We start from the raw sequence: 18,522 nt of genomic DNA, 5'->3' as shown, positions 1-18,522 counted from the left end.
GTGGGAATGCCGCTCAGGACGCTCCGCGTCCGCTCTCGAATGTGGCGCAGATGTGTGCCCAAGCTCCAGCGATATCCACGTCATGCGTTCAGCTCACTGAATCCGCAGTCTGTGCCATTTGTGACGCGGAGCGTCACGGGCGGCATACCCACGAGCGTGGGCACGATCAGTGTCGAGACAGACTTGTATAACGATGAGCGCTCAGGCTCGGGCTCTGCTGCACCCTTTATGGGGAACCCTATTCCCGAATAAGAAGAATAGTATCTCAATTAGCTATTAACTATCCCATTGAGATCACCATGAACATGAAAGTCGAAGCCGCCGTACAAACATGGGCCAACAGCCTGAGCGATCTGGTCCCCGTTCTGAAGGGACTGGATACCACCACGAAAATGAGCGACATCCGCGACGCCTACGCAAAAATGCTCGCACAGAATCCAGCGCCTGCCGGCGTCAGGTTTGAAGCGGTCGACATGGGCGGCGTGCCAGGCACACTGGTCACGCCGGATGAGATCAAAACCGACGCAGTCGTGATGTACATCCACGGCGGCGCTTATATTGTGGGGCGTCCGGACGGCTACCACGGCATCGGCGGCAACTACGCAAAAATGCTCGGCGCCCGCGTGTACATGCCGGACTACCGTCTTGCACCGGAACACAAATTCCCGGCATCCATAGACGACACGCTGCGCGCTTACGAGTGGCTGCTTGAACAGAATATCCCGGCCAACAGGATCGCCTTTTCAGGCGAGTCGGCAGGCGGAGCGATGGTGGTCAGCGTGATGGTGGCGGCCAAATCCAAAGGGCTGCCGTTACCGGCGGTGGGTTCTTCCATCTCGCCTTGGGCTAACCTCGAACACACTGGCGCCTCCATGAGCAATCGGGAAGGTCTGGACCCGCTGAACTCCAAGTCAGTGCTGGACATATTGGCCAGAACGTTTTTAGGCGACACGCTCGCCAATCACCCTCTGGCCTCGCCGGTCTTCGCCGACGTCACCGGACTTCCACCCATCCTGGTGCAGATCGGCGAGAACGAGCTGATGCTGAGCGACGCAATGCGCCTTGCCACTCACCTGGCTGACAACCGCGTTCGTGTGAACCTGGAAGTGTGGCCTGCGATGTTCCACGCCTGGCATTTCTACGCGGCCATGCTGCCGGAAGGTCAGCAGGCGATGGAAAGTTCTGTGCGCTTTATCGAGACAGGTTTGGCTGACGCCAGTCGCTGAGTCTGTTCAACCTGCGGTGGCTTTTCGGTTACCGCAGCGCTGACACTGTCCGCTCGGCTATTCACTCAACCCGGCCTTTGATGATTTTTCCGGCTTGATGAAGTTCATCACCTCATTGATAACGGAAGGATGGTCGAGCAAGCGATTGTGCCCCAACCCTTCAGTCGAGAAGAGACGCGCGCCCGGCCATAGCTTTGCAAACCGGGCGCCCTTCTCCCATGGCGTCTCGCGATCCTGCCGGTCGTGGATGATCAGCGCAGGACCTTTCATCAAGGGCAAACGCAAAGCGCCTTCATACTCAGCGAACCGGCGGCCTGTCACCGAGTACAGGTACGCTTCAAATGAAGGGAACGCTTTGGGCGAGATCCCCGCGGTCTCAAACTGGCGACTGGCATTCTCTGAAATCGCCACGAATGGCGCGATGAGTACGAAGCGCTCCGGAGACCACTCCTCATCCTGAGCAAAAATCACCGAAGAGGCACCCATGGAATGTCCGATAAAGACTGCCGGTTTTCCGAAATGGCGTCCCACCTGCTGAATCATCTCGACGAACAGCGGCAAATGATTGGTTTTTCCACCGCTTGCTCCATGAGCAGGTTGATCGAAGCCGACCACGGCATAACCCATCGATCGCAGCGTGGGAATCCATTCGACGAAACGCAACGCGTAACTTGACCAGCCGTGCGCGAGCAGCACATAAGGCTCACGTGAAGGATCACCCCATTGGTAGGTCGTTATATCGGTGCCGCCCACCGTCAGAGTCTCGGTACGTACGCCTGATGATGCACTTACGGCTGATGCGGCCTTCGAGCGCTCACCAGCCTGCGGCGTGATGAATCGCCGGGCGAGGTATCTTCCGGTAGGGCCTGGCAAAACCCGACTGGCTATCCTCAGGAGCAACAGCTGGGTCAACATACGGATCTTTCTGTTGAGCTTTTTCACGGCAACTCCTCGTACAGATCAGGTGATCTGACGGCATTAGAACAGCGCATCTTGTCAGTGACAAGATAGGTGGAGGAGAATGCCGGGTAACTTTTATTTTAATAATTGGCGGAAATGCCCTATGCCGAAATCAGAAACAACCCGCTCCTATCATCACGGAAATCTGGCTGCCGTTATACGTCAGGCGGCGTGGGACGTCGTCGGCGAATCCGGAGTGCGGGGGCTTTCGCTGCGTGAATGCGCACGACGAGCCAATGTTTCCCACTCGGCACCCGCCCACCATTTTGGCTCGATGGATAACCTGCTTTCCGAAGTGGCGGCCGACGGCTATGAACGCCTGATAGACATCATCAGCGCCGTTCAGACCGAAATAAAAGACCCCATGATGGGCGCCGGCCTCGGGTACGTGAAGTTTGCGACCACCTATCCGCATCACTTCCGTCTGATGTTGGGCGGCGATGGCGTCACCCGCTCGCTGCCCCGACTCCTGAAAGCCGGAGAAGCCGCTCTTCAACAGCTTCGACAGTCGATTCGTACGGCATGGATTGCGCAAAATGGTGCGGAGCCTGACCCGGCGCTGCTTGAACAACGTACCCTCCTTGCCTGGAGCACGGCTCATGGCTACGCCTCGTTGGCGATAGACAGAAAGCCGGACGAGATGTCCAACATCCCGCCTGAAGTCGTATTCAAACCGATGACCTCGATTTTGCTTGCACCGTGATTCATGGATGCCTAAAAACGAACGGCTATGGATTGCAACACAGCGCCAGCGCGCGACCTGGCGCTTACGGGTCCTGACGGAACCGAGTTGCCTGAATCTGTTCTGAAGCTGAGAACGCCACCTAAGCCGCTATGGGACACTCATCGATGTACGAGAACACAAAGTGGCCTCTGACCCTGTACTTTGACGGTGAATGCCCACTCTGCGCCCGGGAAATCAAACTCCTGCGCGCACACGCTGCACCCGGTCGCCTCCACTTCGTCGATATCAGTGATGAAGCCTTTGATCCCCAAGCCATGGGATACACACTCGAACAAATGGAATCAGCCCTGCACGCCAGGTTTGACGATGGAACGTGGGTCACAGGTCTGGACGCAACACTCTGGAGCTGGCGAGCAGCGGGCCTCGGTGCCTGGGCTGCACCGTTGTCATGGCCTGCATTCAGACCGCTGCTTAATGTCGCCTATCGCCTCTTCTGCCGCTGGCGTCCGCAGTTGGCATGGCTGCCTCATCCTGATGGCAGCGCTCGATGCCGGACCGACAGCTGTGCCCTCCCTGAAACAGACAGTGTTTCGCACGATCAGCGACCGCCTGATAAAAAGTAGTGCCTCGCTAACTATCATCGGTCAAGTTCGGAACTAGTCCCTTCACCCGCATCAATTGTCTCCTTCAGGTTGACAGATAAACCTTTTTCAAGCGCTTTTTCAACGCTCAGATGGACATTAATCTAGCCACACGTTGAAACGACAGCCACTCACCACTTCGAAAAAGGATTCCGCCATGACCAACGCCACTTACAACCGCCTGAACAAAGACGACGCCATCGTTCTGATGGTCGATCACCAGACAGGTTTGATTTCGCTTGTGCAGGACTTCACGCCGAACGAGTTCAAGAACAACGTTCTGGCGTTGGCCGACGTGGCGAAGTTCTTCGAACTGCCGACCATCCTGACCACCAGCTTCGAACAAGGCCCGAACGGCCCGCTGGTACCGGAACTCAAAGAGATGTTCCCGGACGCGCCCTACATCGCCCGCCCTGGCCAGATCAACGCCTGGGACAACGAAGACTTCGTCAAAGCGATCAAGGCCACCGGTCGCAAGCAATTGATCATTGCCGGTGTGGTGACGGATGTCTGTGTAGCGTTCCCGACCTTGTCGGCACTGGCTGAAGGCTTCGATGTGTTTGTGGTGACTGACTCGTCCGGCACGTTCAATACAGCTGTGCAGCAGGCCGCCTGGAACCGCATGACTCAGGCCGGCGCGCAGATGATGAACTGGTTCTCGGTGGCGTGTGAGCTGCAGCGCGACTGGCGCAACGACATCGAAGGTTTGGGCAATCTGCTGTCGCAGCGGATTCCGAACTATCGGAACTTGATGAACAGCTATGCGGCGTTGACTGCACGCTGAGCGCGTTAGAAAGTGATGTTCAAAGGCCCGCGCTGCGGGCCTTTTTTCGTGAAATCGGGGTCTTATGACGAGCCGCTTTTTTCTGGGATACTAAACGCATTCTTACAAAGTTCGGATAAGGCCAGAAACTCTTCAACTCGAGATATTGCAGTTGGTGATAGGCAAAGGAGCAGCAATGACAAGGATCGATCTGACCGTACCGTTCTCACAGAAAGATGAAGCCAAATCTCTCGGCGCCCGTTGGGACCCAAATCTTAAAACCTGGTACGTCCCCGAAGGCGTCGAGCCAGGTCCCTTCGCCCGCTGGCTACCGGTGCCAGAGAACTTAGATCTGGAACATGAACCGGAATTTCGCGTCAGGGCACCTTATTACTATGTGATCGAGTCAGTTTCCGATTGCTGGAAATGCTCTAGTCGGACGCGCGTATTCACGTTCATGCTGCCCGAGAATCACGAAGAGTTCGATTACGTTGTGGACGAGGATGAAGATTTTTCCCTCGCCAGCAACCTGGGTGAGTGGAAGCGCCACGGGTACCGTGGAACAGTCTCTAATGTGCAAGGCCTGTCGCCTCAGGTAACTAAAGAGATTCGTCGATTTACCGACCATTTCAAGTACGCCTACAGCAAGACGGCTGACAGCCGGTACCTCATGAACCACTGTGAACACTGCGGAGCAAAGCTTGGCGACTTCTTCATGCACGGTGAGCCTGGTGGGGCGTTCTTTCCTACGTCACCAGCCCAGGCTCAGCAAATGACTCTCGCCAGAATCGACGAGAGATTTGATGCCGACTGTGGCGTTGGTTTCGCCACCGAGGATTTCTTCGACTGGATGCAGATGCGTGAGCAATTTGGCGGGCAGATTTAAGCAGCGCTTTGCTTGAGAACATGAAGCGCATCATGGCGCTCTATTGATTTGTTCAATTTTTTAGGCCGGCTCGACCTCGTTCAGGCGAGCATTCTCGCCTTAATGGGTGTCCGGTTTCATTAGACCACTACAACTTCCACCGACCATCCACCCATAAAAGTAAAGCAAGGTAAACCGGAACTGCAGGAGATCTTGATTTATATGGTGTCCCAGGCGGGGTTCGAACCTGCAACCTTCCCCTTAGGAGGGGGATGCTCTATCCAATTGAGCTACTGAGACACTGATGCCAGCACACCGATTGGTGCCAGCGAGGACGGCGAGCATCTTAACGATCTGAAGCGGTTTTGTCATGTCGTCATTGCCCGCCAGCGACGTAGTCCCTATCCGCAGGAAACGCCCTACTCAAAGCAATCATGCATTTTGCACTACTCCAAAAAGCCATCATTGCAAAACGCAAGAGGCGGGCATTTTCTATCGCACCCAACCCATTGTTTTTAAACGTATTTTTTCTTAATTTCAGTTGGCATGCAGACTGCATTATCAGTATCAGCGAACCACCCCTCCGTTATGATGTCCGGGCACAGGTACTGAACAATGAACATGACTCTCTCAGCGTTGAATGCAGCAGCTCTGGTAGCCCTCATTGCTTTTCATTTTCAGGACACGGGCATAAAGAACGATCAGATGAGTGTTCAGCAGTCTCCGATTCATCATCAACTGAGCCAGGCGCCTCAGCTGGCTGTCATGACTGACAGAAGCGCCAGTGCAGCTATGCTGACCAATGACGCTCAGGAAAACCTGCAGACTCCACGCGCCGACCAGCGCTGGGTTTTCTGAAACCGTCACACATAGCCCACCTTCACGAGAGAGTAGCCATGTCGAAATCCGCTTTGTCCTTCATGATCCTGGCACTTATGGCGGTTGCCGTTGATCTTCTGCTTCCCCTTCAGGCTCAGGCCTTGAGTACCGCGGCAAAAATAGGTGCTGGCGTGTTCGCGAGCCTTTTTGTTGTTGCACTGGTCGTCGGCCGTCGCTTCAAGTTCGATCCGGTCCTGCGCTAAGCGCTGGCCTTTCATCTGCAACCTGCTGATGGTTGTGCTGGTCGGTAAGGCTCACAGAGCTCTCTGACCGGATCATCGGCTCTGCCGGACGCCGCTTCCGGTATCGAGCACCTCCCCTCTCTCCTTCTGCTCTCTCTGTCTGCCAGACATCACGTCTGTCGGCATGCGCTCGTATTCCCGGCCTTTACCTTCTACGCTGAAGACAGATAGCCATCATGGCAAAAAGTAGTCAGGCGGGGATTCTGCTATCGGTTGAGCGGTTTTGATTGTTTTTACAAATCCGTTCGCAATTCTGATAATTGGTGCTGGCTAATCGCCTTTATCTGAGTCAATATTTGTCACAGAATTGACGCCAAGGATTCGACGGAATGGGGGATGATGCAGCCCCTTTCGATAATGCGGTGGAACATTTGGCCAAAATGACTGTCAGAAGCTCACAATCTTGCGGCCACTTGCTAGAACCGCTTCCCCTGAACTAACCGGTTAAATATATGAGCCCTATGAAACAGGCTACTTATTCCAGCCGCACGGCTGACAAGTTCGTTGTTCGCCTACCAGACGGCATGCGTAATCGCGTGCAAGAGGTAGCCAAGAATCATCACCGCAGCATGAACTCGGAAATCATTGCTCGCCTCGAACAAAGCCTGATTCAGGAAGGCGCCCTTGGTGATGAGCCAAGCATGCGTCTGGACAGTCCTGAGCTGTCTTTGCACGAACGTGAGCTGCTGCAACGCTTCCGCCAGCTTTCGCACCGGCAGCAGAATGCTCTGGTGTCGCTGATTGCCCACGACACGGAACTTGCCTCAGAAGAGTCGTGACAGTTAGCACAAAAAAGGCCAGCGTAAGCTGGCCTTTTTTTGTTTTGGGATACAACCTTAGTTGCTGTAGGAAACTTCACTACATCATGTAAGCCATACCCCAAAAAAAAGAAACCGCCATTCAGGCGGTTTTTTTATTGGGTGCTGTTTAAAGCAGGAAGATGGTCGCAAGCCCGAGAAAGATGAAGAACCCTCCACTGTCGGTCATCGCCGTAATCATGACGCTGGCACCCATGGCCGGATCCCGGCCCAGCTTTGCGAGCGCCATCGGAATGGAAACACCCATCAGCGCAGCCAGCAGCAGGTTGAGCGTCATCGCCGCCGTCATCACCACGCCAAGCGACCAACTGCCGTACAGCATGTAGGCCACCACGCCGATCACCCCACCCCACAACAGACCGTTGATAAGGCCGACGGCGAGTTCCTTGCGCAACAGCCGCGAGGTGTTACCGACGTTGACCTGGTCCAGCGCCATGGCGCGAACGATCATGGTGATGGTCTGGTTACCGGAGTTGCCGCCAATGCCGGCAACGATAGGCATCAGAGCGGCCAGCGCCACCAGCTTCTCGATGGAGCCCTCGAACAGCCCGATCACGCGGGACGCCAGAAAGGCCGTGATCAGGTTGACTGCCAGCCAGGCCCAACGGTTACGCAGCGAACGCCACACGGAGGCGAAGATGTCTTCTTCCTCGCGCAGACCCGCCATGTTGAGAACTTCGTTTTCGCTCTCCTCACGAATCAGGTCGACCATTTCATCGATGGTCAGACGGCCGATCAGCTTGCCGTTCTTGTCGACGACAGGCGTGGAAATCAGGTCATAACGCTCGAACGCTTGCGCGGCCTCATAAGCGTCATCTTCCGGATGAAAGCTGACCGGGTCGTTGGCCATGACTTCACCGACCTGCTTTTCCGGGTCATTGACCAGCAGACGCTTGATCGGCAGAACACCCTTGAGCACGCCGTCGATGTCCACGACGAACAGCTTGTCGGTATGACCGGGCAGCTCCTTGAGCCTTCGCAGGTAGCGCAGTACGACTTCCAGGCTGACATCCTCACGGATGGTCACCATCTCGAAGTCCATCAGTGCGCCAACCTGATCCTCGTCGTAGGACAACGCAGAGCGGACGCGTTCACGCTGCTGCGAATCCAGGGCTTCCATGAGCTCATGGACGACGTCACGAGGCAGCTCGGGAGCAAGGTCGGCGAGTTCGTCGGCGTCCATGTCACGGGCGGCTGCGAGCAGCTCGTGATCGTCCATGTCGGCGATCAGGGTTTCACGAACGGAATCCGACACTTCCAGAAGGATGTCGCCGTCGCGCTCGGCCTTGACCAGTTGCCAGACGGATAGACGGTCTTCCAGAGGAAGTGCTTCGAGAATGTAGGCGACGTCGGCAGAGTGAAGGTCGTCGAGCTTGCGCTGCAGCTCGACAAGGTTCTGCCGGTGAACCAGGTTTTCAACCCGATCCTGATGTTGACCTTCCTGACGGTGAGTCAGGTCTTCAACGATACGCTGGCGCTGCAGTAGCTCGATGACTTGAGCAAGACGATCCTGCAAGCTTTCCTGCGTTTTTTTGACTTCTCTTTCGGTCATAGGCGAACTCCACTCCCAGCAGCGGAGCACGCCGGGGAGATCAATCAGTTAATTCATGATTGGTGAAACAAACTATTGAGTAACTACTGGGTAAGTCCATGGAGGTATTCCACAAGCCCCGGCGGGGCTGACGGGCGCAATGATACACCGCTTTGAGCGAAGCGCACGCGGGAAATTCAGCCCGAAACAGGTGCTTGCGACGCAAACCTCAAACGTTATGCAGATCGACAGGGGTTCGACGTCACATTCAGCCAACAAAACACGTTCGCTCAACCGCAAGAGCGCCATTAGGCTGTCACGACCGCTGTCATCAAGGATAGAAACATGCGTATCACCCGCCATCTTTCATTGTGGAGCACCCTGCTCTGCCTGCCACTGATCACCCAGGCCAATACCGTGCAGCGTTGTGAAGACGCTTCCGGCAATGTGATGTTCACGACACTGGGCTGCCCTGAGGGGCATGCCAGTCGCTCACAGCGCGCCTTCAATGCGCCGCCTGGAAGCGTGCAGGACATGATGCTGCCATTCGCAGATGACAAAGAGACTCGGCGGGATCGATCCATAAACAGGGAAATCGTGGTGGTCGGCCAGCGGGATGATGGTTGCGGCAATCGATTGAGCGCTGATCAGCGTCGACAAGCCATCATCAACCAGCGCACGCCACCGGGCATGACGCAACGCGACGTCGAGAGTCTGCTCGGGCGACCGGATAAAGTGACCCATAACAATGGCGAGCTGCGTTACGTGTACAACCAGAAGAAAGGTCGCAGTAACACCGTGACATTCGATGAGAATGGATGCGTGAAAGGAAAACGCTAGAAAGCAAAAAGCCCGTATCTTTCGATACGGGCTTTTTGGTGTTNTCGACAGGATTCGAACCTGTGACCGCTCGGTTCGTAGCCGAGTACTCTATCCAGCTGAGCTACGAGTGCATTGGTGTTTTTGGACCAGATCACCTCTGGTTGAAGCCAGTCAACTTCAATGCTGTAATAACTTACAACTTTGAAGCCAACCTTAAANTCGACAGGATTCGAACCTGTGACCGCTCGGTTCGTAGCCGAGTACTCTATCCAGCTGAGCTACGAGTGCATGTGTTGGTGCCGCGCATTATAGGTCGTCAGATTGTTTAGTCAAGCACTTTTTCTAGTAAATTCAACAACTTACAGATCAAGCCAAATCCAACGCACTACATAAATAATGGCGGAGAACGGGGGATTCGAACCCCCGACACCCTTTTGAGGTGTACTCCCTTAGCAGGGGAGCGCCTTCGGCCACTCGGCCAGCTCTCCGCAACACGGGGCGTATAATAACCACCCTTTTCCCCGTTTGCAAACCAAAAATTCAATAAAAATTAATGGCTTGGTTCTTCGTCCTTCTCTTTCTTGATCCGCAGGTAAATCTCTTCACGATGAACCGCGACTTCCTTGGGCGCATTGACACCAATACGCACCTGGTTACCCTTGACGCCCAGCACGGTCACAGTGATTTCACCATCACCAATGATCAGGCTTTCTGCGCACCGACGAGTCAGAATCAGCATAACTTTCTCCTTACGCATTCATTCAGGAACAACAGTCTGCACAACCGGTAGGCACAGCCCGCAACCGTAAAGGCTGCAGGCGTGACCCGAGTATCAACTAACGCAAAGAAAAGAACAGCCTTTCTGCGTAGCCCGCAAACGACGCAGCCAGGGCGCGCCACTTGCAGACCGATCACTCACCCTGTCGAGCAGCATCCAGTTCAAAAGCCGTGTGCAGTGCACGTACCGCCAGCTCCAGATACTTTTCTTCAATCACCACGGACACCTTGATTTCCGAGGTCGAGATCATCTGGATATTGATGCTCTCCTTGGCCAGCGCTTCGAACATGCGGCTGGCGACGCCTGCATGGGAACGCATGCCCACGCCGACGATGGAGACCTTGGCGATCTTGGTATCACCGGACACTTCACGTGCGCCGATTTCACGCGCCGTCGTCTCAAGCACCTGAAGCGCTGCCTGATAGTCGTTGCGATGAATCGTGAAGGTGAAATCGGTGGTGTTATCGTGCGCAACATTCTGCACGATCATGTCCACTTCAATGTTTGCCGCGCTGATCGGGCCGAGAATCTTGAACGCCACACCCGGGGTGTCTGGCACGCCACGGATCGTCAGCTTGGCTTCATCGCGATTGAACGCGATGCCGGAAATGATCGGCTGTTCCATGGATTCCTCTTCATCAATGGTAATGAGGGTGCCCGGACCCTCCTTGAAGCTGTGCAGAACGCGCAGCGGGACATTGTATTTGCCGGCAAACTCGACTGCCCGGATCTGCAGCACCTTGGAACCTAGGCTGGCCATTTCCAGCATCTCTTCGAAGGTGATCTTGTCCAGACGCTGAGCTTGCGACACAACCCGCGGGTCGGTGGTGTAGACACCATCGACATCGGTGTAGATCTGACACTCATCAGCCTTCAAGGCTGCCGCCAGCGCGACACCCGTGGTATCCGAACCACCGCGGCCCAGCGTAGTGATGTTGCCGTCCTCGTCGACACCCTGGAAACCGGCGACCACCACCACACGACCTTCTTTCAGGTCATTGCGGATCTTCTGGTCGTCGATCTGCAGGATGCGCGCCTTGTTATGCGCGCTGTCGGTGAGAATGCGCACCTGATTGCCGGTGTAGGACACCGCAGGCACACCGCGCTTGATCAACGCCATGGCCAGCAGTGCAATCGTGACCTGCTCGCCCGTGGACACGATCACGTCCAGCTCACGTGGAACCGGCTGATCGCTGATCTGCCTGGCCAGTTCGATAAGGCGATTGGTTTCGCCGCTCATGGCCGACAGCACCACGACCAGATCAACGCCCGCTTCACGGAATTTCTTGACCTTGTCGGCCACCTGCTCGATGCGCTCGACAGAGCCCACGGAGGTGCCGCCAAATTTCTGTACGATTAAAGCCATCTCAAAGCCGCCTCAGAACCCGTTAAGAGCACCCATTGATCGTCGAATTCGCGTGACAGGCCCGCCTTGCGCGGGCGGGCCTGCGGATTCGATTCAGATACCCTGCTCTACAAAAGGAACGGTCAGTGCCAGCGCAGCATCCAGCGCACCTGCATCGACACCGCCACCTTGAGCCATGTCAGGACGACCGCCGCCCTTGCCGCCTACCGCTGCGGCCGCTTGTTTCATCAAATCACCGGCTTTGAGTTGGCCAGTCAGGTCCTTGGTCACGCCTGCAACCAAGACAACCTTGTCTTCATGAACACTGCCGAGCAGGATCACTGCGCGGCCGAGCTTGTTCTTCAACTGGTCGACAAGCGCCAGCAGCGCCTTGCCGTCCTGACCATCCAGGCGTGTGGCCAGAACCTTGACGCCTTTGACATCCAGCGCAGCCGACGACAGATCGTCGCCCGCAGCACTGGCGGCCTTGGCCTGCAGTTGCTCCAGTTGCTTTTCCAGCAGACGGTTGCGCTCAAGCACAGCCGTCAGCTTGTCCAGCAGGTTGTCGCGATTGCCTTTGACCAGCGTCGCGGCTTCCTTCAATTGGTCTTCGGCCGAGTTCAGCCAGTCCAGTGCCGCAGCACCGGTCACTGCTTCGATACGACGCACACCGGCAGCGACACCGCCCTCGCTGACAATCTTCAGCAGCGAAATGTCGCCGGTACGGTTGGCGTGGATACCGCCGCACAGCTCGACGGAGAAATCACCGCCCATGCTCAGCACGCGAACGCTGTCGCCGTACTTCTCGCCGAACAATGCCATCGCGCCGCGCTTTTTGGCGGTCTCGACGTCGGTTTCTTCGGTCACGACCGGGGTGTTCTTGCGAATCTCGGCGTTGACGATGTCTTCCAGCTCACGCAACTGCTCAGGCTTGATGGCTTCGAAGTGGCTGAAGTCGAAGCGCAGGCGCTGACTGTCGACCAAAGAGCCTTTCTGCTGAACGTGATCGCCCAGCACCTTACGCAATGCCGCGTGCAGCAAGTGGGTAGCGGAGTGGTTCAGTGCCGTGGCCTGACGAACCTCGGCCGACACTTCGGTTTCAACCTGGGTGCCTACGGTCAGGCTGCCGCTGGCCACGACGCCGTGGTGCAGGAACGCACCGCCGGTCTTGGTGGTGTCGCGCACGTCAAAACGTACCTCGCCCGCCTGCAGGAAACCGCTGTCACCGATCTGACCGCCGGATTCGGCGTAGAACGGCGTGGTGTCGAGGATCACGACGCCCTCTTCGCCTTCACTCAGTTGCGCAACGGACTGGCCGTCCTTGTACAGCGCTACGACATTGGCGCTGCCCGTGGTCGCCGAGTAACCGGTGAACAGGGTTGCCGCGTCGACCTTGACCAGACTGTTGTAGTCCATGCCGAACGAGCTGGCCGAACGGGCGCGCACGCGCTGGGCGTCCATCTCACGCTCGAAGCCTGCTTCGTCCAGCGTCAGGTTGCGCTCGCGAGCGATGTCGCCGGTCAGGTCCATCGGGAAGCCGTAGGTGTCGTAAAGCTTGAACACGACTTCGCCTGGCACGACCGAACCCTGGAGTTCAGCCAGGTCCTGTTCGAGAATTTTCAGGCCCTGCTCAAGGGTCTTGGCGAACTGTTCTTCTTCAGCTTTCAGTACGCGCTCGATGTGCGCCTGCTGCTGAACCAGTTCCGGGAACGCAGCGCCCATTTCCGCGACCAGTGCAGCAACGATCTGGTAGAAGAAGCTGCCCTTGGCGCCCAGTTTGTTGCCGTGACGGCAGGCGCGACGAATGATGCGGCGCAGCACGTAGCCACGGCCTTCATTGGATGGCAGCACGCCGTCGGCAATCAGGAAGCCGCACGAACGGATGTGGTCGGCCACGACTTTCAGGGAAGCCTGATTGTCATTGGTGCAACCGATGGCCTTGGCGGAAGCCGCCAGCAGGCTCTGGAACAGGTCGATTTCATAGTTGGAGTGAACGTGCTGCAGCACCGCACTCACGCGCTCAAGGCCCATGCCGGTATCGACCGAAGGGGCTGGCAGCGGGTGCAGCACGCCGTCAGCGGTACGGTTGAACTGCATGAAAACGTTGTTCCAGATCTCGATGTAGCGATCGCCGTCTTCTTCCGGCGAGCCTGGAGGGCCGCCCCAGATTTCAGGACCGTGATCGAAGAAGATCTCGCTGCAAGGACCGCACGGGCCGGTATCGCCCATGGTCCAGAAGTTGTCGGAGGCGTAAGGCGCACCCTTGTTGTCGCCGATGCGAACCATACGCTCGGCAGGTACGCCGATGTCCTTGGTCCAGATGTCGTACGCCTCATCGTCAGTGGCGTAAACCGTGACCCAGAGTTTTTCCTTGGGCAGGTTCAGCCATTTTTCGGAGGTCAGGAACGTCCAGGCATAGGTGATGGCGTCACGCTTGAAGTAATCGCCAAAACTGAAGTTGCCCAGCATCTCGAAGAATGTGTGGTGACGAGCGGTGTAACCCACGTTCTCCAGGTCGTTGTGCTTGCCACCGGCGCGCACGCACTTCTGGCTGGTGACGGCGCGGGTGTAGGCACGCTTCTCCTGGCCGAGGAAGCAATCCTTGAATTGGTTCATGCCTGCGTTGGTGAACAACAGGGTCGGGTCGTTGCCCGGAATCAGGGAGCTAGAGGCGACACGGGTGTGGCCCTGCTCTTCGAAGAAGCCAAGGAAGGCTTCACGGATTTCTGCGCTTTTCATAGGTTCTTCCACGGAGACTGCGGCCAGAGGCAATTGCAAAACGTCAAAGACGTAGCGACGGCAAAGGGCCGCATTATATAGGCGTTGCGCCCTCGGTACAGTCTGTTTGTACGATAGACACAAGTAACTGGACTATTGGCGTGTCATTGGCGTGCAAACCCGGCGAACTCTGCAATGACTCGCTCGGTATCTGCACGTGAAACATTCATATGCGTGACCATTCGCAGGCGTGGCGCGGCCACGAGCCGGATGCCACGTTCGGCACAGAATGCCTTGAGTGCGGCGGCCCGGTCACCGATGTCCACATACACCATATTGGTCTGCACAGGTTCAACGCTATAGCCCAGTCCGGCAAGGCCATCAGCGAGAAACTGCGCATTGGCGTGATCGTCGGCCAGACGTTCGATCTGGTGATCCAGCGCGTAGAGCCCGGCAGCCGCCAGTGAACCGGCCTGACGCATACCACCGCCGACCATCTTGCGCAGCCTGCGCGCCTTGGCAATCAGTTCATGGGAGCCGCAAAGCACGGAGCCGACCGGAGCGCCTAGCCCTTTGGACAGGCAGATCGAAACGGAGTCGAAATGACGGGTGATCGCGCGCGCATCGACTCCCAGCCTGACCGCTGCGTTATATAGCCGAGCGCCATCCAGATGCAGGCCCAAGCCTTTCTCAATGGTCATGGCGCGTGCGTCGGCCAGATAGGACAACGGCAACACCCTGCCTTGCATGGTGTTTTCCAGCGCCAGCAGACGGGTGCGGGCAAAGTGGAAGTCGTCGGCCTTGATGGCGTCGCGGACCTGCTGCAGGTCCAGCGAGCCGTCGGCCTGCACATCCAGCGGCTGCGGCTGAATCGAGCCCAGCACCGCAGCGCCGCCGCCCTCGTATTTATAGGTGTGGGCCTGCTGACCGACGATGTATTCGTCGCCACGTTCGCAGTGGGCCATCAACGCCAGCAGGTTGCTCATGGTGCCGGAGGGCACGAACAGCGCAGCGGCAAAGCCCAGGCGTTCGGCCAGTGTGGCTTCCAGACGATTGACCGTCGGGTCTTCCCCGTAGACGTCATCGCCAACAGGCGCCTTGTTCATGGCATCGAGCATGCCAGCCGTCGGTAAAGTCACGGTGTCACTGCGCAGATCAATGACTGTCACGAAAAAGCTCCCTGAAATTCGAAGGTCGATAATGCAGCGACCCTGCAGTTGCAACAAGGCATTACTGAGGCCTCGCTACATGATAATCAAGCCTGAACGGGTCGGCACTGCGCTGCTTATATAAGGAAAAGGCAGGTTCACTGTACGAAAGTGTCGATGCATGATCCAAGGATCTGTGATAAAAATCCCGCGCCGGCCACGAAATGTGTCGGCAACGTTCTCAGGGCGGGGCGTAATTCCCCACCGGCGGTAATGACGCGCAATGCGTCTAGCCCGCGAGCGCTTGAGGGTCGACAGCAACGGCTGATGACTCGCAAGGTCAGCAGACCCGGTGTGATTCCGGGGCCGACGGTCATAGTCCGGATGAAGAGAGAGCGGGAGTGGCGTCTAAAAGAACGTCTGCAAAACCTCATCTTGAACGACAACGCTCAAGCGGTTTTCCTACGCGACTAGAATCCCTTTCGATCCAAATGCCCTGTTTTTTCTATAAACAGGAGTCAGAACACGTGCAACCCACTGCAATCGACAGCAAAAGCAAAAGTCATCCGAACGAGCGCGTCGCGTTCATCCAGGCCTGCTGGCACAAGGAAATCGTCGACCAGAGCCGTAAAGGTTTTGTCGCCGAAATGGCCAACCACGGCTACGCCGAAAGCGATATCGACTTCTTTGAAGTAGGCGGCGCTTTCGAGATCCCGCTGCACGCCAAACTGCTCGCCAATTCGGGCCGCTACGCCGGTATCGTCGGTGCCGCTCTGGTCGTGGACGGTGGCATCTATCGCCACGAGTTCGTCGCACAGACCGTGGTCAGCGCATTGATGCAGGTCCAGCTGGAAACAGAAGTGCCGGTCTTCTCCGTGGTGCTGACGCCGCATCACTTCCATGCGGGCGAAGAGCATCAGAAGTTCTTCTTCGATCACTTCGTGCACAAGGGCGAAGAAGCTGCCAAGACCTGTGCCGACACCCTGAACAAGGTGCGCGCCCTGCGTCGTCACGAGCTTCAGCAGAAAGCCGCTCGTTAAACCGGTGAGGATGAGGCTGCACTGACTGCCCTGCGCATCAGATGCAGCCTCGTCTGATCAGAAGTCTACCTTTCCCCGCCCTGCCTTGATCGAACCCCGCTTGCTCTTGGACTCCAGCCTGCGAGTCTTGGAACCCAGAGTCGGCCTCGTCGGCCTGCGCTTTTTCTCGACCTTCGCTGCATTGACGATCAACTCGCTCAGCCTCAACAGCGCATCGGCACGGTTCTGCTCTTGCGTGCGGTATTGCTGCGCCTTGATCACGATCACGCCATCGCTGGTAATCCGACTGTCGCTCAGCGCCAGCAGCCTCTCCTTGTAGAAAGGTGGCAGCGAGGACGCGTGAATGTCGAAACGCAAATGCATGGCACTGGACACCTTGTTGACGTTCTGCCCACCCGCGCCCTGGGCACGAATGGCGGTCAACTCGATTTCAGTGTCCGGCAGATGGACGTTGTTGGAAATCACCAGCATGAAAGCATCTACGTTGAATCAAAATGAACGCCAAGGATACGCCGCTCGCAGCCGACGTGCATGGCTGACATAAAAAACCCGGCCTCATGAGCCGGGTTCTTCAAAACGAATCACGCTACTTGGCAGCTGCAGACGCCACGACCAGGTTGCGCCGACTCTTGATCCGGTAGCAAAGCCACATTGCCGCCAGCCAGACCGGTATCGCGTAGACCGATATCTGAATGCCGGGAATCATCAACATGATGCCCAGAATGAACACCACGAATGCCAGACAGAAGTAGTTGCCGTAGGGATACCACAGAGCCTTGAACAGCGGGACCTGTTGCGTACGGTCCAGGTGCTGACGGAATTTGAGGTGCGAGTAGCTGATCATCGCCCAGTTGATGACCAGCGTGGCCACCACCAGCGACATCAGCAGTTCCAGCGCATGCTGCGGAACGAAGTAGTTGAGCAGCACCGCTACCAGTGTCACGGCAGCCGAGGCAAAGATCGCCTTGACCGGTACACCACGCTTGTCCACCTGCGCCAGTACCTTGGGCGCATCGCCCTGCTCGGCCATGCCGACCAGCATGCGGCTGTTGCAGTAGGTGCCGCTGTTGTAGACCGACAGCGCTGCGGTCAGGACCACGAAGTTGAGGATGTGCGCAGCGGTGTCACTGCCCAGCATCGAGAACACCTGCACGAACGGGCTGCCGCTGTAGGAATCGCCCGATGCATTGAGGCTGGTCAGCAGGCTGTCCCAGGGCGTGAGCGAGAGCAGCACCACCAGCGCGCCAATGTAGAAAATCAGGATGCGGTAGATGACCTGATTGATGGCTTTGGGAATGACCGTTTTCGGCTGTTCTGCCTCGGCAGCGGTAAAGCCGAGCATCTCCAGGCCACCAAACGAGAACATGATGATCGCCAGCGCCATCACCAGACCGCTGACGCCATTGGGGAAGAATCCGCCATGCTCCCAGAGATTGCTGACCGACGCCTGCGGTCCGCCGCTGCCACTGACCAGCATGTAGCTGCCCAGCGCGATCATGCCGATGATCGCGACGACCTTGATGATCGCGAACCAGAATTCGGTTTCGCCGAACACTTTGACGTTGGCCAGGTTGATGACGTTGATGAGCACGAAGAAGGCTGCCGCCGAGACCCAGCTGGGGATATCGGGCAACCAGTAATGAATGTATTTGCCGACTGCCGTCAGTTCCGACATGCCGACCAGGATGTACAGCAGCCAGCAGTTCCAGCCAGACAGGAAACCGGCAAAGCCGCCCCAGTAGTTGTGCGCAAAATGGCTAAACGATCCGGCCACCGGCTCTTCGACGATCATTTCACCAAGCTGGCGCATGATCATGAAGGCAATGAAGCCGCAAATCGCGTAACCGAGAATCATCGAAGGACCGGCCGACTTCAGCACGCCTGCCGAACCGAGAAACAGGCCAGTGCCAATGGCGCCGCCGAGGGCGATCAACTGGATGTGTCGGTTCTTGAGACCACGCTTCAACTCGCCAGACGCTGAGTTTTGTTCACTCATCAAAAGCCACCTGATTGTTCTTGTTCTGTGACGGAATAGGACCTGTTGCGCTCGTGACGTAACAG

18 protein-coding genes, 2 tRNA genes and 1 riboswitch are annotated in these 18,522 nt (G+C 56.9%); of the genes, 10 read left to right on the top strand and 10 right to left on the bottom strand.

Going from position 1 to position 18,522, the window contains the following annotated elements:
- Nucleotides 1-299: 299 nt before the first annotated feature.
- Complete coding sequence (locus AO065_RS04985) at nucleotides 300-1,226, top strand: alpha/beta hydrolase (RefSeq protein WP_004884340.1); 927 nt, start codon at nucleotides 300-302, stop codon at nucleotides 1,224-1,226.
- Nucleotides 1,227-1,283: 57 nt separating this feature from the next.
- Here the strand turns inward: AO065_RS04985 and AO065_RS04980 are convergent, their stop codons facing one another.
- Entirely contained in the window at nucleotides 1,284-2,168 is an 885-nt protein-coding gene (locus AO065_RS04980) for an alpha/beta hydrolase (RefSeq protein ID WP_412778558.1), read from the bottom strand.
- A gap of 121 nt (nucleotides 2,169-2,289) precedes the next feature.
- On the opposite strand from AO065_RS04980, the gene AO065_RS04975 reads away from it, so the two are divergent.
- From AO065_RS04975 to AO065_RS04965, 4 genes are all read left to right on the top strand, one after another.
- Nucleotides 2,290-2,889, top strand: a complete 600-nt coding sequence (locus AO065_RS04975) for a TetR/AcrR family transcriptional regulator (protein WP_032651678.1) — start codon at nucleotides 2,290-2,292, stop codon at nucleotides 2,887-2,889.
- A 146-nt stretch (nucleotides 2,890-3,035) separates the two neighbouring features.
- The gene (locus AO065_RS26465) at nucleotides 3,036-3,494 is read left to right on the top strand and encodes a thiol-disulfide oxidoreductase DCC family protein (RefSeq protein WP_004884335.1); all 459 of its coding nucleotides are present in this window, start codon (nucleotides 3,036-3,038) and stop codon (nucleotides 3,492-3,494) included.
- A 175-nt stretch (nucleotides 3,495-3,669) separates the two neighbouring features.
- Nucleotides 3,670-4,296, top strand: a complete 627-nt coding sequence (gene ycaC, locus AO065_RS04970; protein ID WP_004884334.1) for an isochorismate family cysteine hydrolase YcaC — start codon at nucleotides 3,670-3,672, stop codon at nucleotides 4,294-4,296.
- A 175-nt stretch (nucleotides 4,297-4,471) separates the two neighbouring features.
- Complete coding sequence (locus tag AO065_RS04965; protein WP_004884333.1) at nucleotides 4,472-5,161, top strand: DUF5710 domain-containing protein; 690 nt, start codon at nucleotides 4,472-4,474, stop codon at nucleotides 5,159-5,161.
- 202 nt (nucleotides 5,162-5,363) lie between these two features.
- Here AO065_RS04965 and AO065_RS04960 read toward each other — a convergent pair.
- Nucleotides 5,364-5,440: transfer RNA gene (locus AO065_RS04960), tRNA-Arg, on the bottom strand.
- A gap of 315 nt (nucleotides 5,441-5,755) precedes the next feature.
- Here AO065_RS04960 and AO065_RS04955 point away from each other — a divergent pair.
- From AO065_RS04955 to AO065_RS04945, 3 genes are all read left to right on the top strand, one after another.
- On the top strand, nucleotides 5,756-5,998 hold the full coding sequence (locus tag AO065_RS04955; protein WP_004884332.1) for a hypothetical protein: 243 nt from the start codon (nucleotides 5,756-5,758) through the stop codon (nucleotides 5,996-5,998).
- A gap of 38 nt (nucleotides 5,999-6,036) precedes the next feature.
- Nucleotides 6,037-6,222 carry a PA3371 family protein gene (locus AO065_RS04950; RefSeq protein ID WP_029242304.1) on the top strand — a complete coding sequence of 62 codons (186 nt, stop codon included), beginning with the start codon at nucleotides 6,037-6,039 and terminating at the stop codon, nucleotides 6,220-6,222.
- 491 nt (nucleotides 6,223-6,713) lie between these two features.
- Nucleotides 6,714-7,040, top strand: a complete 327-nt coding sequence (locus AO065_RS04945) for an Arc family DNA-binding protein (protein ID WP_004884331.1) — start codon at nucleotides 6,714-6,716, stop codon at nucleotides 7,038-7,040.
- Between the two features lie 148 nt (nucleotides 7,041-7,188).
- On the opposite strand, the gene mgtE is transcribed toward AO065_RS04945, so the two are convergent.
- Nucleotides 7,189-8,631, bottom strand: coding sequence for a magnesium transporter (mgtE, locus tag AO065_RS04940; protein ID WP_004884330.1), 1,443 nt, complete (start codon nucleotides 8,629-8,631; stop codon nucleotides 7,189-7,191).
- A 324-nt stretch (nucleotides 8,632-8,955) separates the two neighbouring features.
- On the opposite strand from mgtE, the gene bamE reads away from it, so the two are divergent.
- The gene (gene bamE / locus AO065_RS04935) at nucleotides 8,956-9,450 is read left to right on the top strand and encodes an outer membrane protein assembly factor BamE domain-containing protein (protein ID WP_004884329.1); all 495 of its coding nucleotides are present in this window, start codon (nucleotides 8,956-8,958) and stop codon (nucleotides 9,448-9,450) included.
- A 379-nt stretch (nucleotides 9,451-9,829) separates the two neighbouring features.
- On the opposite strand, the gene AO065_RS04920 is transcribed toward bamE, so the two are convergent.
- From AO065_RS04920 to ltaE, 5 genes are all read right to left on the bottom strand, one after another.
- Nucleotides 9,830-9,920: transfer RNA gene (locus AO065_RS04920), tRNA-Ser, on the bottom strand.
- 62 nt (nucleotides 9,921-9,982) lie between these two features.
- Entirely contained in the window at nucleotides 9,983-10,171 is a 189-nt protein-coding gene (gene csrA, locus AO065_RS04915) for a carbon storage regulator CsrA (RefSeq protein ID WP_002554426.1), read from the bottom strand.
- Between the two features lie 172 nt (nucleotides 10,172-10,343).
- Nucleotides 10,344-11,576 (bottom strand): aspartate kinase, encoded by a 1,233-nt coding sequence (locus tag AO065_RS04910; RefSeq protein WP_004884328.1) that lies wholly within the window; start codon nucleotides 11,574-11,576, stop codon nucleotides 10,344-10,346.
- A 93-nt stretch (nucleotides 11,577-11,669) separates the two neighbouring features.
- Nucleotides 11,670-14,294, bottom strand: a complete 2,625-nt coding sequence (alaS, locus tag AO065_RS04905; protein ID WP_004884327.1) for an alanine--tRNA ligase — start codon at nucleotides 14,292-14,294, stop codon at nucleotides 11,670-11,672.
- A 143-nt stretch (nucleotides 14,295-14,437) separates the two neighbouring features.
- Nucleotides 14,438-15,442, bottom strand: coding sequence for a low-specificity L-threonine aldolase (gene ltaE / locus AO065_RS04900; RefSeq protein WP_004884326.1), 1,005 nt, complete (start codon nucleotides 15,440-15,442; stop codon nucleotides 14,438-14,440).
- Nucleotides 15,443-15,654: 212 nt separating this feature from the next.
- Nucleotides 15,655-15,822: riboswitch (FMN riboswitch) on the top strand.
- 126 nt (nucleotides 15,823-15,948) lie between these two features.
- Between ltaE and AO065_RS04895 the strand changes: the two genes are divergently transcribed.
- Entirely contained in the window at nucleotides 15,949-16,461 is a 513-nt protein-coding gene (locus AO065_RS04895; protein ID WP_004884325.1) for a 6,7-dimethyl-8-ribityllumazine synthase, read from the top strand.
- Between the two features lie 57 nt (nucleotides 16,462-16,518).
- Here AO065_RS04895 and arfB read toward each other — a convergent pair whose 3' ends face one another.
- Together arfB and AO065_RS04885 are read right to left on the bottom strand one after the other, a co-directional pair.
- Complete coding sequence (arfB, locus tag AO065_RS04890) at nucleotides 16,519-16,932, bottom strand: alternative ribosome rescue aminoacyl-tRNA hydrolase ArfB (RefSeq protein ID WP_004884324.1); 414 nt, start codon at nucleotides 16,930-16,932, stop codon at nucleotides 16,519-16,521.
- Between the two features lie 115 nt (nucleotides 16,933-17,047).
- Nucleotides 17,048-18,457, bottom strand: coding sequence for an amino acid permease (locus AO065_RS04885; RefSeq protein ID WP_004884323.1), 1,410 nt, complete (start codon nucleotides 18,455-18,457; stop codon nucleotides 17,048-17,050).
- Nucleotides 18,458-18,522: the final 65 nt, after the last annotated feature.

This window comes from Pseudomonas viridiflava (assembly GCF_001642795.1).
GTDB classification, from domain to species: Bacteria; Pseudomonadota; Gammaproteobacteria; order Pseudomonadales; family Pseudomonadaceae; genus Aquipseudomonas; species Aquipseudomonas viridiflava.
This window is presented reverse-complemented; position numbering and strand designations above follow the sequence as displayed.